Genomic DNA, 14,605 nt, shown 5'->3' with positions numbered 1-14,605 from the left:
AGGTTTTCAGCCTGCTTTCTTCAATTTGCCACGAACGGGCACCACCGTGGTGATGCTGGGCATGACAGCGCCCGGAGAAATCGGCTTGGCAGGCGTCTTGTCCTGCTTGGGTTTCTTCACTTCCTTGCCGCTGCGTTGCTGACCTTTGGCCATGTTTGACTCCTCGATGGATGAACCCCTGAGGGGCAAGCTCTCATGGTAACCGGCCAGCGTTGCCCTGAGGCTAAGGCCGTTGCCGAGGAGGCATCAAATCCGTGCAAGTCCCATGGGCGGCTTCTGCGGCCAGGCCAATGCTTTCGCCCAAGGTGGGGTGCGGGTGGATGGTCTTGCCAATGTCGACCTCGTCGGCGCCCATCTCGATGGCCAAAGCCACCTCGCTGATCAGGTCACCGGCGTTCGTGCCCACGATGCCACCGCCCAGGATCTGCTTGGTCTCGGCATCGAACAGCAATTTGGTGAAGCCTTCCGAGCGGCCATTGGCCAGCGCCCTGCCCGAGGCGGCCCATGGGAACAAGCCCTTCTTGATGGCTTTGCCCTGTGCCTTGGCCTGGTCTTCGGTCAGGCCCACCCAGGCAATCTCAGGGTCGGTGTAGGCCACGCTGGGGATGACGCGCGCATCAAAAGCGGCGCGGGACAAAGCGGTGTCGCTTGTCAATTCACCAGCCGCCACCTCGGCGGCAACGTGCCCTTCGTGCGTGGCTTTGTGCGCCAGCATGGGCTGCCCGACGATGTCGCCAATGGCAAAAATGTGCGGCACATTGGTGCGCTGCTGCGGGTCCACCGGGATGAAGCCGCGCTCATTGACGGCCACGCCCGCCAGCTCAGCACCGATCTTGCGGCCATTGGGGCTGCGGCCCACGGCCTGCAAAACCAGGTCATACATTTGTGCCGCAGGCGCTTCGGCCCCAGGCTTGGCCGACTCGAAACTCACGCGGATGCCCTCGGCCGTCGCTTCGGCCGCCACGGTTTTGGTGCCCAGCATGATGCGGTCGAAACGCTTGGCGTTGTGTTTTTCCCAGACCTTGACCAGATCGCGGTCAGCGCCGGGCATCAGGGTGTCGCTCATCTCGACCACATCGATGCGGGTGCCCAGGGTGGAGTAGACCGTGCCCATTTCCAGGCCGATGATGCCGCCGCCGATCACCAACATCTTGCCGGGCACGGATGGCAGTCCCAACGCGCCGGTGGAGTCGACCACGCGATCGTCGTTCGGCATGAAAGGCAGGCGAACCGATTGCGAGCCCGCGGCGATGATGCAGCGCTTGAAGCTGAGCGTTTGGGTCTCGCCCGATTTGTCCTGGCCGGGGCCGGTGGTCACCTCGACCTTGATGTGTCGATCGTCCACAAAGCTGCCGTAGCCTCGCACCACCGTAACCTTGCGGGCCTTGGCCATGCCGACCAGCCCAGTGGTGAGCTTGCCAGTGACCTTGGACTTGTGGGACCGCAGCTTGTCCAGGTCGAGCTTGGGTTCGCCAAAGCTGACGCCCAGCGCATCGAAGTGCTTGACCTCTTCCATCACACTGGCCACGTGGAGCAAGGCCTTGGAAGGGATGCAGCCCACGTTCAGGCAAACGCCGCCCAGCTCGGCATAGCGCTCCACCAGGATGACCTTCAGGCCCAGATCGGCGGCACGAAAGGCGGCGCTGTAGCCACCGGGGCCACCGCCCAGAACCAGCACATCGCAGTCGGCGTTGTCGGGCTCTTTGCTGGACGTCGTTGACGCAACAACGGGAGCTGGGGCGGCTGGCGCAGGCACAGGCGCGGCAGTGATTGGTGCCACCGTCACGGCCGCTGCCCGGGACGGGGGGGCCGCAACCGCCGCTTGCCCCGTCTCCAGCGTCAGGATCACTGTGCCCTGGTTCACCTTGTCGCCCGGCTTCACCTTGACTTCGCCAACCACGCCAGCCTGCGGCGCCGGTACCTCCATGGAGGCCTTGTCGGACTCCAGCGTGATCAAGCTCTGCTCGGCCTTGACGGTGTCACCCGCCTTGACCAGGATTTCAATGACCGCCGCATCGGCGATGTCGCCAATGTCGGGCACAGGGATGTCGATCAAGGCCATGGTGTCAGTTCAAAGAATTGCGCGGCGGAAATCGGCCAGCAAGGTGGCCAGGAACGCGTTGAAGCGGGCCGCGGAGGCCCCGTCGATCACGCGGTGGTCGTAGCTCAGGCTCAGCGGGATGATCAACCGCGGATCAAACCCTGAACCGTTCCACACCGGCTTCATGGCCGCGCGGCACACGCCCAGAATGGCCACCTCGGGCGCATTGATGATGGGCGTGAAGGTGGTGCCACCGAAGCCGCCCAGTGACGAAATCGAAAAGGTACCGCCCTGCATGTCGGCAGGCGACAGTTTGCCTTCTCGCGCCTTGGCCGCCAATGCGGCTGTCTCAGCTGCCAACTGCGACAGGCCCTTGGTGTCGGCATCGCGGATCACGGGCACAACCAGGCCATTGGGCGTGTCGGCCGCAAACCCGATGTGCACATACTGCTTGAGCACCAGGTCATCGCCATCCAACGAGGCATTGAACTGCGGAAACTTCTTGAGCGCCACCGCGCAAGCCTTGATCAGAAAAGCCAGCATCGTGAACTTGGGGCCCGTCTTGGCATGCTCTTCATTGAGTTTGACGCGCAGGGCTTCCAGATCAGTGATGTCGGCCTCTTCGTTGTTGGTGACGTGCGGAATGCGGACCCAATTGCGGTGCAGGTTGGCACCCGACAGCTTCTTGATGCGTGACAAGGGCTGGCGTTCGATGGGCCCGTATTTGGCGAAGTCCACCTTGGGCCAGGGCAGCAAGTTGAGGCCCTCACCTTCGGCAACCGTGCCGGGGGATGCCACCGCCGCACCCGAGCCTTTGGCCAAAGCGGCTTTGACAAACGCCTGCACATCGGCGTGCGTGATGCGCCCCTTGGGTGCTGAGCCCTGCACGCTGCCCAAGGCCACGCCCAGTTCGCGTGCAAAACGGCGCACTGAAGGCGACGCATGAGGCACGTGCCCATCTTTGGCCGGTGGTTCGGCGGGCGGCAAAGCGGCCGTGGGTGGTATGCGTGAACTCGGCGCCGCCACTGGTTCGACCAACTCCGCTGCTTGGGTCTTGGCCTGAACCACCGCGGCCGATTCGGGCTCGGCGGAGCCAGATGCTGCAGACGGCGCATCGTTTGCTGGCGATGGGGATGGCGTTGGCGCGGCCTCCGCCGATTCCACCAGCGCGATCAAAGCGCCTTCGCTGACCTTGTCGCCCAGCTTGAGCTTGATCTCCTTGACCACGCCGCCTTGTGCCGCCGGGACTTCCATCGAGGCCTTGTCCGACTCGAGGGTGATCAGGCTTTGCTCGGCCTTGACGGTGTCACCCACCTTGACCAGGATTTCAATCACCGCGGCATCGGTCGTGTCACCGATGTCGGGAACTTTCAGTTCTGTGAGTGCCATTCAGTGCTGCCTCAAGTGCATCAAGCGTAGAGCGGGTTGATCTTGTCGGCGTCGATCTTGTAGCGCGCGATGGCCTCGGCCACCTTGGCCACCGGCACGCTGCCCTCTTCCGACAAGGCCTTGAGCGCGGCCACCACGATGTAGTGGCGGTTGACCTCGAAGTGCTCACGCAAGCGGTAGCGGAAGTCACTGCGGCCAAAGCCGTCCGTGCCCAGCACCTTGTAAGTGCGGCCCTTGGGAATGTAGGCCCGGATCTGCTCGGCAAAGGTCTTGACGTAGTCGGTCGAGGCGATGACCGGCCCGTTGTGCGGCGCCAGTTGCTGCGCCACGAAAGACACGCGCGGCGTCTCGGTCGGGTGCAGCAGGTTCCAGCGTTCGGTGTCCTGGCCATCGCGAGCGAGTTCGTTGAAGCTCGGGCAGCTCCACACATTGGCGGCCACGCCCCAGTCGGCTTCCAGCAGCTCGCGCGCCGCCACCGATTCGCGCAGGATCGAGCCTGAACCCAGCAGGTTCACACGCGGCGTCTTCTTGGCGCCTTCCTGCAGAAGGTACATGCCCTTGATGATCTCGGCCTCGGTGCCTTCACGCAGGCCGGGCTGGCTGTAGTTCTCGTTCAGCAAGGTCAGGTAATAGAAGACGTTTTCCTGCTGCTCGACCATGCGCTTCAAGCCATGCTGCACGATCACCGCCACTTCGTGCGCGAAGGTCGGGTCGTAGCTCAGGCAGTTCGGGATCGTTGAGGCCACCAGTTGGCTGTGACCGTCTTCGTGCTGCAGGCCCTCACCGTTCAGCGTGGTGCGGCCTGAGGTACCGCCCAGCAGGAAGCCGCGCGCCTGCATGTCGCCAGCCGCCCAGGCCAGATCGCCCACGCGCTGCAGCCCGAACATCGAGTAATACACGTAGAACGGGATCATGATCCGGTTGTTGGTGGAGTACGACGTCGCCGCCGCGATCCACGAACTCATGCCGCCCGCCTCGTTGATGCCTTCTTGCAGAATCTGGCCAGCCTTGTCTTCTCGGTAGTAGCTCACCTGGTCGCGGTCGACCGGGGTGTACTTCTGGCCTTCCGGCGCATAGATACCGATCTGACGGAACAGCCCTTCCATGCCAAAGGTGCGGGCTTCGTCCACCAGGATGGGCACCACGCGTGGGCCCAACTGGGCGTCGCGCAGCAAGGGGGTCAGGCAGCGCACAAACGCTTGCGTGGTCGAGATCTCACGCCCCTCGGCGGTCGCGTCCAGCACGGTTTTGAAAGCCGTCAATTCAGGCACCACCAACTGCTCGTCAGCCTTGACGCGGCGCTGCGGCAGGTAGCCGCCCAGGGCCTTGCGGCGGGCGTGCAGGTATTCCATCTCCGGCGTGTGTTCGGCCGGCTTGTAGAAGGGGATCTTGGGCAGGTCTTCGTCGGTGATGGGGATGTTGAAGCGATCGCGGAAGGTCTTGATGTCCTCCTCGGTCAGCTTCTTGGTCTGGTGCGCGGTGTTCTTGCCCTCACCGCTCTTGCCCATGCCAAAACCCTTGACGGTCTTGATCAGCAGCACGGTTGGCTGGCCGGTGTGGTTGGCGGCGGCGTGGTAGGCGGCGTACACCTTCTGCGGATCGTGACCACCGCGGTTCAAACGCCAGATGTCGTCATCGGACATCTTGGCCACCATCTCGGCCACCTTGGGGTTGCGCCCGAAGAAATGCTGCCGCACGAAGGCGCCGTCATTGGCCTTGCAGGCCTGGTAGTCGCCATCGACCATGTCCATCATGACCTTACGGAGCAGGCCTTCCTTGTCGCGCGCCAGCAGCGGATCCCAATAGCCGCCCCACAGCAGCTTGATCACGTTCCAGCCCGCGCCGCGGAACTCGCCTTCCAGCTCTTGAACGATCTTGCCGTTGCCGCGCACCGGGCCGTCCAGGCGCTGCAAATTGCAGTTGACGACGAAGATGAGGTTGTCGAGCTTCTCGCGCGAGGCCAGGCCGATGGCGCCCAGCGATTCGGGTTCGTCCATCTCACCATCGCCGCAGAACACCCAGACCTTGCGGTTGGAGGTGTCGGCGATGCCTCGGGCATGCAGGTACTTCAAAAAGCGCGCCTGGTAGATGGCCATGATCGGCCCCAGCCCCATCGACACGGTCGGGAACTGCCAGAACTCGGGCATCAACTTGGGGTGCGGGTAGCTCGACAGCCCCTTGCCTCCCACTTCCTGGCGGAAATTGAGTAACTGCTCTTCGGTGATGCGGCCTTCCATGAAGGCTCTGGCGTAGATGCCGGGTGCCGAATGGCCCTGGATGTAGAGCAGGTCACCACCATGGCCTTCATGCTCGGCGTGCCAGAAATGGTTGAAACCACAGCCCAGCATGGTCGCCAGCGAAGCGAAGGACGAAATGTGTCCCCCCAGGTCACCGCCATCCGGCGGCTCGTGGCGGTTGGCCCGCACCACCATGGCCAGCGCATTCCAGCGCATGAAGGCGCGCAGGCGCTCTTCAATCTCCATGTTGCCGGGGAACTGGGCTTCGTCTTGAACCCCAATTGTGTTCACATAGGCTGTATTGGCCGAAAACGGCAGGTCGATACCGGCCTGGCGGGCGTGGTCCAAGAGCTGTTCAAGCAGGTCGTGGGCACGGCCGCGACCCTCGGTTTCGATGACGCCCGACAAGGCGTCAAGCCATTCGCGTGTCTCTTCCGGGTCAAGATCCATGGAAGCAGACGGCAGCGCATCGGCAGCGGACATAAGCAAAGTCTCCGTTGGTATGTACCAGTGTCATGAGTATCAGCCATCCCCTGAGTGAGTGGGGTGATTAGAGTGAATCCTTAACGCTGGAATTGAATCGGGATTGCACCTGTTCTCAAGCAGCACGTCGATTGTGGGAGACCACACGGATAATCACCGGATGCCGTCTCGCTCATCCTTGTCCACCGCCGCCTCACGCACCCCCGGGGCTGGAAACTCCAACCGCTTCTTCTGGCAGTGGTGGCGCAAGCAGTCGCCCAACCAGCAAGACCGTTACGCCACCCTGGGGCCGCTGGTCTCGGTGCTGTTGTTTTTGGCCGCCATCATCGTGGCCTTCTGGTACCTGCGCAATGAAGAACTCGAGCGCGAACAAGAGTCGGTGAAACGCGACACCGAGGTCGTGCAGCAACAAATCCGCATGCGCATGATCGAAAGCCAGGAGCAACTGCTGCGCCTGGCCCGCGAAATCAGCATCAAGGCGGTGAACTCCGAGCAGTTCATGTCGCAGGCCAGTGATTTTGTGCGGGCCCGCCCCGAGGTCATCAGCGTGGCCTGGACGCAGGCCGACGAAACCGTCAAGGCCGCGCATGCCGCCATGAACCTGTACCTGCCCGCGCCGCAGGGCTTGAATCTGGACCCCTACGCCAACCTGTCGTCCTACGACCCCCAGCGCGGTGTTCAAGCTCCCAAAAGCGCGTTCAAGCTGGCCAAGGAGCGCAATCAGCCCGTCTATTCGCAGCCTTACATCAATGGCTTGGCCGTCCGGGTCATCCAGATCCAGGTACCCCTGATTGACAGCACGGGCTTCATCGGCACCTTGTCGGCCGAGTATTCGCTCGAAGCGCTGATGCGCTACATGGTGCCCCGCGAGATCGTCAGCCGACACGCGATGAGCCTGGTCCAGTTTGGCGGCGAAGTGCTCACCAACACGGTCAGCGCCTCGGCCGAGGGATCGGCCAAACCCACCTTTGTGCACGAAGTGATCGTCACGCCCGTGGGCAATGGCCTGATCTTGCGTGGCATGGGTTTCCGCACCTCCACCAACCTGGTCGGCAACACCTTGTTCTGGATGGTGGTGGCGCTGTCGGCCCTGACCGTGTGGACGCTGGTGGGCACGCTGCGCCACATGCGCCGCCGCGCCCAGATCCAGAAAACCCTGGTGCAGGAAACCAACTTCCGCCGGGCGATGGAAAACTCCATGCTCACCGGCATGCGCACCATCGACCTGGAAGGCCGCATCACCTACGTGAACCCGGCCTTCTGCGCCATGACCGGCTTCGCCGAAGACGAGCTGATCGGCTGTGTACCGCCCTATCCTTATTGGCCCAAGGACCGGCTGGACGAGTTCAACCGCATGTTCCAGCAAGAGCTGCTGGGCCGCAGCCCGACTGGCGGCGTCGAAGTGGTGATGCAGCGCCGCGACCTGAGCCAGTTCGATGCCCGCATGTACGTCTCGCCCCTGATCGACTCGCAGGGCAACCAGACCGGCTGGATGACCTCCGTCACCAACATCACCGAAGCCAAGCGCGTGCGCGACCAGCTCACCGCCGCGCACGAGCGCTTCACCACCGTGCTGGAAGGGCTGGACGCGGCCGTGTCCGTGGTCTCCGTGCAACGCGGCGAGTTATTGTTCGCCAACCGTTCCTACCGCCTGTGGTTTGGCGCCAACCCTGGCGCCCACTCGGAGCTGACCGGCGGCGAATTCGACCCCGCCGACCTGGCCGATGGCGACGAATCCGTCGACAACTTCGGCAACCTGCCCACGCAGGAATTGACCGCCGCAGGGGTCGATGCCCGGGACATCTACATGGAATCGGCCCAGAAGTGGTTCGACGTGCGCGCCCGCTACATCCAGTGGACCGACGGCCACCTGGCGCAAATGCTGATCGCCACCGACATCACCGCCCGCCGCCAGGGCGAGGAAGCCGCCGCGCGCCAAGCCGAAAAAGCCCAGTTCACCAGCCGCCTGATCACCATGGGCGAAATGGCCTCCACCGTGGCGCACGAACTGAACCAGCCCCTGGCCGCCATCTCCAACTACTGCAGCGGCATGGTCAGCCGGATCAAATCAGGCAGCATCGCCAACGAGGGCCTGATCGAGGCGCTCGAAAAAACCTCGCGCCAGGCCCAGCGCGCCGGCCAGATCATCCACCGCATCCGCCAGTTCGTGAAACGCAGCGAGCCGCAACGCCAGCCCGCCCGCGCCCGCGACATCATCGAAGCCGTGCTGGAATTGGCCGGATTCGAGATGCGCCGCCGCCGCGTCACCCTCAACAGCACCATCGCCCAGCGCCTGCCCACCCTGATGGTCGACCCCATCCTGATCGAGCAGGTTTTGCTGAACTTGCTCAAAAACGCCGCCGAGGCCATTGATTCGGCGCAAATGCCACAGTCACGCCGCCACGTTGATCTGCGCGTGCAATTGCGCAAGACGGAAGACCAGGGCGAGGTGGTTGAATTCACCGTCACCGACGCCGGCCCGGGCATGAAAGAAGAGATGAGCAGCCGCCTGTTCGAGGCCTTCCATTCCTCCAAGGCCGAAGGCCTGGGGATTGGCCTGAGCCTGTGCCGGTCCATCATCGAGTCACACCACGGTCGCATTGGCGCCGAGAACATCTACAATGGTCCCACGGTGATGGGGTGCAAGTTCACTTTCACCCTCCCGGTCGACAGCAGTGGTGCCTCGGATTTCTCCGATTCGATCACCCCTCCCTCCAACGACTTGCTAGCCGATAACCCATGAGTCTGATCCCCAAAAAAGGCACTGTGTATGTGGTCGATGACGACGAGGCCGTGCGCGATTCGCTGCAATGGCTGCTCGAAGGCAAAGACTACCGGGTGCGGTGCTTTGACTCGGCCGAATCCTTCCTGGCCCGATTCGACCCCCGCGAAGTGGCCTGCCTGATCGCCGACATCCGCATGGATGGCATGAGCGGCCTGGAGCTGCAGGACAAACTCCTCGAGCGCAAATCGCCCCTGCCCATCGTGTTCATCACCGGCCACGGCGACGTGCCCATGGCTGTGAACACCATGAAAAAAGGTGCGATGGACTTCATCGAGAAGCCCTTCAAGGAAGACGCCCTGGTGGCCCTGGTCGAACGCATGCTCGACGAAGCCCGCACCGCCTTCTCCAGCTCGCAAGAAGCCGCCAGCCGCGAAGCCCTGCTGTCGCGCCTGACCACGCGTGAAGCCCAGGTGCTGGAGCGCATCGTCGCCGGCCGCCTGAACAAACAGATCGCCGACGACCTGGGCATCAGCATCAAAACGGTGGAAGCCCACCGCGCCAATGTGATGGAAAAGCTCAACGCCAACACCGTGGCCGATCTGCTCAAGATCGCCCTGGGCGCCAGCGGCCAACCGGCCAGCGCGCCCGCCAAGCCCTGATGTGAGGCAACAATGCCTGTGAGAGGTCTGCCCTCTCGCACGCAAGCAAGGCCGCCTCAGTGCGGCCTTTTTCGTTCTTTCGTCCCTTTTTGACTGAATTGCAGACCGCCCCATGACCGCACAACTGATCGACGGCAACGCCCTGTCCAAGCAACTCCGCGCCGAGGTGGCCATTCGCGCCGCCGCGCTCACCGAAAAAGGCATCACCCCCGGCTTGGCCGTGATCCTCGTCGGCGAGAACCCCGCCAGCCAGGTCTATGTGCGCAACAAGGTCAAGGCCTGCGAAGACGCCGGGCTGCACTCGGTGCTCGAGAAATACCCCGCCACCATGACCGAGACCGAACTGCTGGCCCGCGTCGAGGCGCTGAACAACGATCCGTCCATCCACGGCATCCTGGTGCAGTTGCCCCTGCCCAAGCACATCGACGATCACAAAGTCATCGAATCCATCTCCCCCCTGAAGGACGTCGATGGCTTCCACGTGGCCAGCGCTGGTGCCCTGATGGTGGGCGAGCCCGGCTTCAAGGCCTGCACGCCTTATGGCTGCATGAAGATGATCGAGTCCATCGGTTACGACCTGCGCGGCAAGCACGCCGTGGTCATTGGCCGCAGCAACATCGTCGGCAAACCCATGGCCATGATGCTCTTGCAATCCAGTGCCACCGTCACCATCTGCCACAGTGCAACCCCGGATCTGGCCTACCACACCCGCCAAGCCGACGTGGTGGTGGCCGCCGTGGGCAAGCGCAATGTACTCACGGCCGACATGGTCAAGCCCGGGGCCGTCGTGATCGATGTCGGCATGAACCGCGATGATGAAGGCAAGCTGTGTGGCGACGTCGATTTTGCCGGCGTCAAGGAAGTGGCTGGCTGGATCACCCCCGTGCCGGGCGGTGTCGGCCCCATGACCATCACCATGCTGCTGGTCAACACCATCGAAGCCGCCGAGCGCCTATAACTCGCCTGTAACCAATATCCAACGCCCATGACCACAGCCAATCCCCTGCTCGACACCTCCGGCTTGCCCGCTTTCTCAAGCATCCAACCCGGCCATGTCACGCCGGCGATGGATGTGTTGCTCAAGGAGGCCGAAGCTGCGCTGGACAAGGTCACCGGCCCCGACGTGCCGCCGGACTACGACACCTTGTCGCTGCTGCTGGACGTGGCCACCGAACGCCTGGGCCGTGCCTGGGGCGCGGTGGGCCACCTCAACGCGGTGGCCGACACGCCAGAAATCCGCGCGGCCTTCAACGAAAACCTGCCGCGCCTGACCGAGTTCTACACGCGCCTGGGGGCCGACGAGCGTCTTTACGGCAAGTACAAGGCGCTGTCACTGACACCCGAGGGCCAACGCCTGAGCCCGGCCCGCCACCGCGCGCTGGACAACGCCCTGCGCGGTTTCGTGCTGGGTGGCGCCGAATTGCAAGGCGAGGCCAAAAAACGTTTTGCCGAGATCCAGGAGCAGCAGGCGGCTCTGTCGCAAGCCTTCTCCGAGCACGTGATGGACGCCACCGATGCCTACAGCTACTACGCCACGGCGGAAGAGTTGGCCGGTGTGCCCGCCGACGTGGTCGAATCTGCCCGAACCGCCGCGCAAGCCGAGGGCAAGGATGGCCACAAGCTGACCCTGCACATGCCCTGCTACCTGCCGGTGATGCAGTACGCCACGCACCGCCCCCTGCGCGAAACCTTGTACCGGGCCTATGCCACCCGCGCCAGCGAGACTGGCCCTGCCGAGCGCGACAATACCCCCTTGATGCAGCAGATCATCGCCCTGCGCCAGGAAGAGGCCGCCTTGCTGGGCCATGCCAGCTTCGCCGATGTGTCCCTGGTGCCCAAGATGGCCACCAGCCCGCAGCAGGTCATGGATTTCTTGCGCGACCTGGCACGCCGAGCACGCCCCTTCGCCGAAAAGGACATGGCCGAACTGCGCGACTTCGCACGCACCGAACTGGGCCTGACCGATCTGCAATCCTGGGACATCGCCTTCGCCAGCGAGAAGCTCAAGGAAGCCCGCTACGCCTTCAGCGACCAGGAGGTGAAGCAATACTTCACCGAGCCCACGGTGCTGGCCGGCCTGTTCAAGCTGATCGAAACCCTGTTCGATGTGAACATCAAGCCTGACAGCGCCCCTGTGTGGCACGAGTCGGTGCGATTCTTCCGCATCGAGCGCGCCGGCAGCCTGGTCGGCCAGTTCTACCTGGACCTCTACGCCCGCTCGGGCAAGCGCCCCGGCGCCTGGATGGACGACGTGCGGGGCCGTTGGACGCGCCCCGACAACCACCAGACCCAAACCCCCGTGGCGCACCTGGTGTGCAACTTCGCCTCGGGCGTGGGGGGCAAGCCTGCACTGCTCACTCACGATGACGTGACCACCCTCTTCCACGAATTCGGCCACGGCCTGCACCACATGCTGACCAAGGTGGACGACATTGGTGTGTCAGGCATCAGTGGCGTCGAGTGGGACGCGGTCGAGCTGCCCAGCCAGTTCATGGAAAACTTCTGCTGGGAGTGGGACGTGGTGCAGCAACTCACCAGCCACGTGGACACCGGCCAATCCTTGCCGCGCGATCTGTTCGACAAGATGAACGCCGCCAAGAACTTCCAGAGCGGCATGGCCACCCTGCGCCAGGTTGAGTTTTCATTGTTCGACATGCGCTTGCACGCCGAAGCAGGCAACGACCAGCGGGTTCAAGCCGTGGTGGACGAAGTGCGCAAGGAAGTTGCGGTCAACATCCCGCCAGCGTTCAACCGCTTTCAACACAGCTTTTCACACATCTTTGCAGGCGGCTACGCGGCGGGCTATTACAGTTACAAGTGGGCCGAAGTGCTGTCGGCGGATGCCTATGCAGCTTTTGAAGAAGCCGCCACAGGTCCTTCCGGCGTGCTGAATCCTGAAGTTGGCCGGCGCTATCGGGAGTCGATCCTGGAAGCCGGCGGCAGCCGCACCGCCATGGATAATTTCAAGGCGTTCCGAGGCCGCGAGCCCAGCATCGACGCCCTGTTGCGCCACCAAGGCATGAGCTGAATTCAAAGGTAGAACCACATGAGTCGTTACGTGCAGTCCTCTTCCTTGCTGGCCTCTCTGGTGGGCCTGACTTTGCTCAGTGCAGGCCCGGCCTGGGCCCTCTACAAGGTGGTGGGGCCGGATGGCCGTGTCACCTACACCGACCGCCCCCCGGCCGATCGGCCTGCCGCCACGCTCAAAACCAATGGCACCGTGGTGCAGGCCACCGGGCTGCCGTTTGAATTGCAGCGCGTGGCCAGCCAATACCCGGTCACTTTTTATTCGTCGTCCAAGTGCCCCCCCTGCGACAGCGCGCGTCAGATGCTGCAAGGACGGGGCATCCCCTACACCGAGAAAACGGTGGAAACCTCTGAGGACATCCTGACCTTGCAAAAGCAGGAAGGCGTCCAGCAGCTGCCAGTGTTGAAGGTGGGCAGCAAGCAGTTGGTGGGCTTCACGCAAGCCGATTGGAGCGGCTACCTGGACGCGGCGGGCTACCCAGCCAAATCGGCGTTGCCCAACACTTACAAGCAGCCCGCAGCCACACCGCTGGTGCCGCCCGAAGTGCGCGCACCCGTGCCCGAGCCACTGCGCCTGCAGACCGACACGCCCAGCAATGTCAGCCCTTCGCCCAATCCCACGCCGCCTCCGCCACCTGGCTTCAAGTTCTGAGAAACCAGCACGGCCCGGGGCTTAAAAAGTCAGGGTTCTGACGCCGTTTGGCGTGCCCAACAGGCACACCGACGCGCGGTTGCGGGCAAATATGCCCACGGTGACCACCCCCGGCCACTGGTTCACATCCGACTCCATCTGGGCGGGGTTGGTGATGCTCAGGCCAGTCACATCGACGATGACATTGCCGTTGTCGGTGGTCACGCCTTCACGCACCTTGGCCTGCGCGCCCATGGCCGTGAAGCGGCGGATGACCTGGGCCGACGCCATCGGGATCACCTCCACCGGCAGCGGAAAGCGCCCCAAGGTGTCCACCAGCTTGGTTTCGTCGGCGATGCACACAAAACGCTCAGCCAAATCGGCCACAATTTTTTCGCGGGTCAAGGCGGCGCCACCGCCCTTGATCATGTCGCCCTGGTGATTGATTTCGTCCGCGCCATCGATGTAGACGGCCAAGCTGCTCACCGACTCAGCCGGCAACACCTTGACGCCCAAGGCCAGCAACCGTTCAGTGCTGCGCACGGAACTGGACACGGCACCCACAACCCGCTGGGGATCGGTCTTGAGCGCGGCGCCCAGAGCATCGATGAACTTGTCCACGGTCGATCCCGTGCCCACGCCCACCACGCTGCCCGCAGTCACGTAGTCCAGGGCCGCTTGGCCCACCAGTGTTTTCATTTCGTCTTGGGTCATGGTGTCGTCACTTCAAAAAAATCCAGGCGTTCAAGGCACCGATCAGCACGGGTTGGTGCAGCATGTAAAAAGTCAGGCTCCAACGGCCCAAGGCCGCCAAAGCGGCCCGAACTGTCGCGGTCAAGCCTGAATTGTCACCCCTGCCAGGCCCGTTGGCGCCAGAAGCCATGCAATGCGGATGCCGGGCCAGCAGCCATTGCGTGGCCGCCATGCCCCACCACATCACGCCCAGCCAGGGTAGCACCGGCACATAGTCTTCGGTGATGGGCTTGTAGGTGACCAAGCCCAGCCAGTTGGTGGCCCGGCTGTCAAAAAATGGATGCCGAATGAACCAGGGCAAGGCCACGGCGATGGCGCCCAGCGGCCAAAGCCACGCCTTCAATGGCGCGCTCAAACGGGCCACGACCAGCATCACGGCCATGCCATGCAGCACGCCAAAGTAGATGAAGCTGTTGGGGAACATGAACCAGCTGCCCAGGGACACCAGCGCCGCGCAAGCCACCACCTGCGCCCAGCGCCGCCAAAAGCGTGGCCATGACTGGCCCTGGGTGGTGGCCACCGCCTGGCCTGCGCCCGCGCACAGCAAAAACAAGGACAGGATGCAGGTGCGCTGCGTGATCCACAAAGGGTCTTCGTAAAAATTGGCGGCCAGCAGCCCCTGGTGGCTCAGGTCAAAGCAAAAATGGAACACCGCCATCC

Annotated in this window: 11 protein-coding genes; 5 read left to right on the top strand and 6 right to left on the bottom strand. The window is 63.3% G+C overall.

The annotated features are described in order from the left end of the window. Nucleotides 1–6: 6 nt before the first annotated feature. The 4 genes from LQ232_RS13945 to aceE form a co-directional block, all read right to left on the bottom strand. Entirely contained in the window at nt 7–153 is a 147-nt protein-coding gene (locus LQ232_RS13945; RefSeq protein WP_230180954.1) for a hypothetical protein, read from the bottom strand. A gap of 70 nt (nt 154–223) precedes the next feature. Further along, entirely contained in the window at nt 224–2,062 is a 1,839-nt protein-coding gene (lpdA, locus tag LQ232_RS13940; RefSeq protein ID WP_230180953.1) for a dihydrolipoyl dehydrogenase, read from the bottom strand. A gap of 9 nt (nt 2,063–2,071) precedes the next feature. Continuing rightward, the gene (gene aceF / locus LQ232_RS13935; protein WP_230180952.1) at nt 2,072–3,430 is read right to left on the bottom strand and encodes a dihydrolipoyllysine-residue acetyltransferase; all 1,359 of its coding nucleotides are present in this window, start codon (nt 3,428–3,430) and stop codon (nt 2,072–2,074) included. A 20-nt stretch (nt 3,431–3,450) separates the two neighbouring features. Next, nucleotides 3,451–6,150: a pyruvate dehydrogenase (acetyl-transferring), homodimeric type gene (aceE, locus tag LQ232_RS13930; RefSeq protein WP_230180951.1), complete on the bottom strand. Its 2,700-nt coding sequence runs from the start codon at nt 6,148–6,150 to the stop codon at nt 3,451–3,453. A 160-nt stretch (nt 6,151–6,310) separates the two neighbouring features. Between aceE and LQ232_RS13925 the strand changes: the two genes are divergently transcribed. From LQ232_RS13925 to LQ232_RS13905, 5 genes are all read left to right on the top strand, one after another. After that, on the top strand, nt 6,311–8,893 hold the full coding sequence (locus LQ232_RS13925) for a PAS domain S-box protein (RefSeq protein WP_230180950.1): 2,583 nt from the start codon (nt 6,311–6,313) through the stop codon (nt 8,891–8,893). Then, nucleotides 8,890–9,534, top strand: a complete 645-nt coding sequence (locus LQ232_RS13920) for a response regulator transcription factor (protein WP_230180949.1) — start codon at nt 8,890–8,892, stop codon at nt 9,532–9,534. Before LQ232_RS13925 ends, LQ232_RS13920 begins: the two co-directional genes overlap by 4 nt. A 112-nt stretch (nt 9,535–9,646) precedes the next feature. Then, on the top strand, nt 9,647–10,492 hold the full coding sequence (folD, locus tag LQ232_RS13915) for a bifunctional methylenetetrahydrofolate dehydrogenase/methenyltetrahydrofolate cyclohydrolase FolD (protein WP_230180948.1): 846 nt from the start codon (nt 9,647–9,649) through the stop codon (nt 10,490–10,492). A gap of 27 nt (nt 10,493–10,519) precedes the next feature. Further along, nucleotides 10,520–12,562, top strand: a complete 2,043-nt coding sequence (locus tag LQ232_RS13910; protein ID WP_230180947.1) for a M3 family metallopeptidase — start codon at nt 10,520–10,522, stop codon at nt 12,560–12,562. A gap of 18 nt (nt 12,563–12,580) precedes the next feature. Further along, a complete protein-coding gene (locus LQ232_RS13905) occupies nt 12,581–13,213 on the top strand; it encodes a glutaredoxin domain-containing protein (RefSeq protein WP_230180946.1) in 633 nt (210 codons plus the stop codon). 21 nt (nt 13,214–13,234) lie between these two features. Here the strand turns inward: LQ232_RS13905 and rpiA are convergent, their stop codons facing one another. After that, on the bottom strand, nt 13,235–13,906 hold the full coding sequence (gene rpiA / locus LQ232_RS13900; RefSeq protein WP_230180945.1) for a ribose-5-phosphate isomerase RpiA: 672 nt from the start codon (nt 13,904–13,906) through the stop codon (nt 13,235–13,237). A 7-nt stretch (nt 13,907–13,913) separates the two neighbouring features. After that, nucleotides 13,914–14,603 (bottom strand): heparan-alpha-glucosaminide N-acetyltransferase, encoded by a 690-nt coding sequence (locus LQ232_RS13895; RefSeq protein ID WP_230181598.1) that lies wholly within the window; start codon nt 14,601–14,603, stop codon nt 13,914–13,916. Nucleotides 14,604–14,605 lie beyond the last annotated feature (2 nt).

This window comes from Aquabacterium sp. CECT 9606 (assembly GCF_918741295.1).
Lineage (GTDB): Bacteria > Pseudomonadota > Gammaproteobacteria > Burkholderiales > Burkholderiaceae_C > Aquabacterium.
Note: the sequence above shows the minus strand (reverse complement) of the source record. Positions and strands in the feature narration are given on the sequence as shown.

Coding starts and splice junctions, on each gene's coding strand:
- rpiA (WP_230180945.1), bottom strand. CDS start 13,906: ATGACCCAAGACGAAATGAAAACACTGGTGGGCCAAGCGGCCCTGGAC.
- LQ232_RS13910 (WP_230180947.1), top strand. CDS start 10,520: ATGACCACAGCCAATCCCCTGCTCGACACCTCCGGCTTGCCCGCTTTC.
- folD (WP_230180948.1), top strand. CDS start 9,647: ATGACCGCACAACTGATCGACGGCAACGCCCTGTCCAAGCAACTCCGC.
- LQ232_RS13905 (WP_230180946.1), top strand. CDS start 12,581: ATGAGTCGTTACGTGCAGTCCTCTTCCTTGCTGGCCTCTCTGGTGGGC.
- LQ232_RS13920 (WP_230180949.1), top strand. CDS start 8,890: ATGAGTCTGATCCCCAAAAAAGGCACTGTGTATGTGGTCGATGACGAC.
- lpdA (WP_230180953.1), bottom strand. CDS start 2,062: ATGGCCTTGATCGACATCCCTGTGCCCGACATTGGCGACATCGCCGAT.
- aceE (WP_230180951.1), bottom strand. CDS start 6,150: ATGTCCGCTGCCGATGCGCTGCCGTCTGCTTCCATGGATCTTGACCCG.
- LQ232_RS13945 (WP_230180954.1), bottom strand. CDS start 153: ATGGCCAAAGGTCAGCAACGCAGCGGCAAGGAAGTGAAGAAACCCAAG.
- LQ232_RS13925 (WP_230180950.1), top strand. CDS start 6,311: ATGCCGTCTCGCTCATCCTTGTCCACCGCCGCCTCACGCACCCCCGGG.
- LQ232_RS13895 (WP_230181598.1), bottom strand. CDS start 14,603: ATGGCGGTGTTCCATTTTTGCTTTGACCTGAGCCACCAGGGGCTGCTG.
- aceF (WP_230180952.1), bottom strand. CDS start 3,430: ATGGCACTCACAGAACTGAAAGTTCCCGACATCGGTGACACGACCGAT.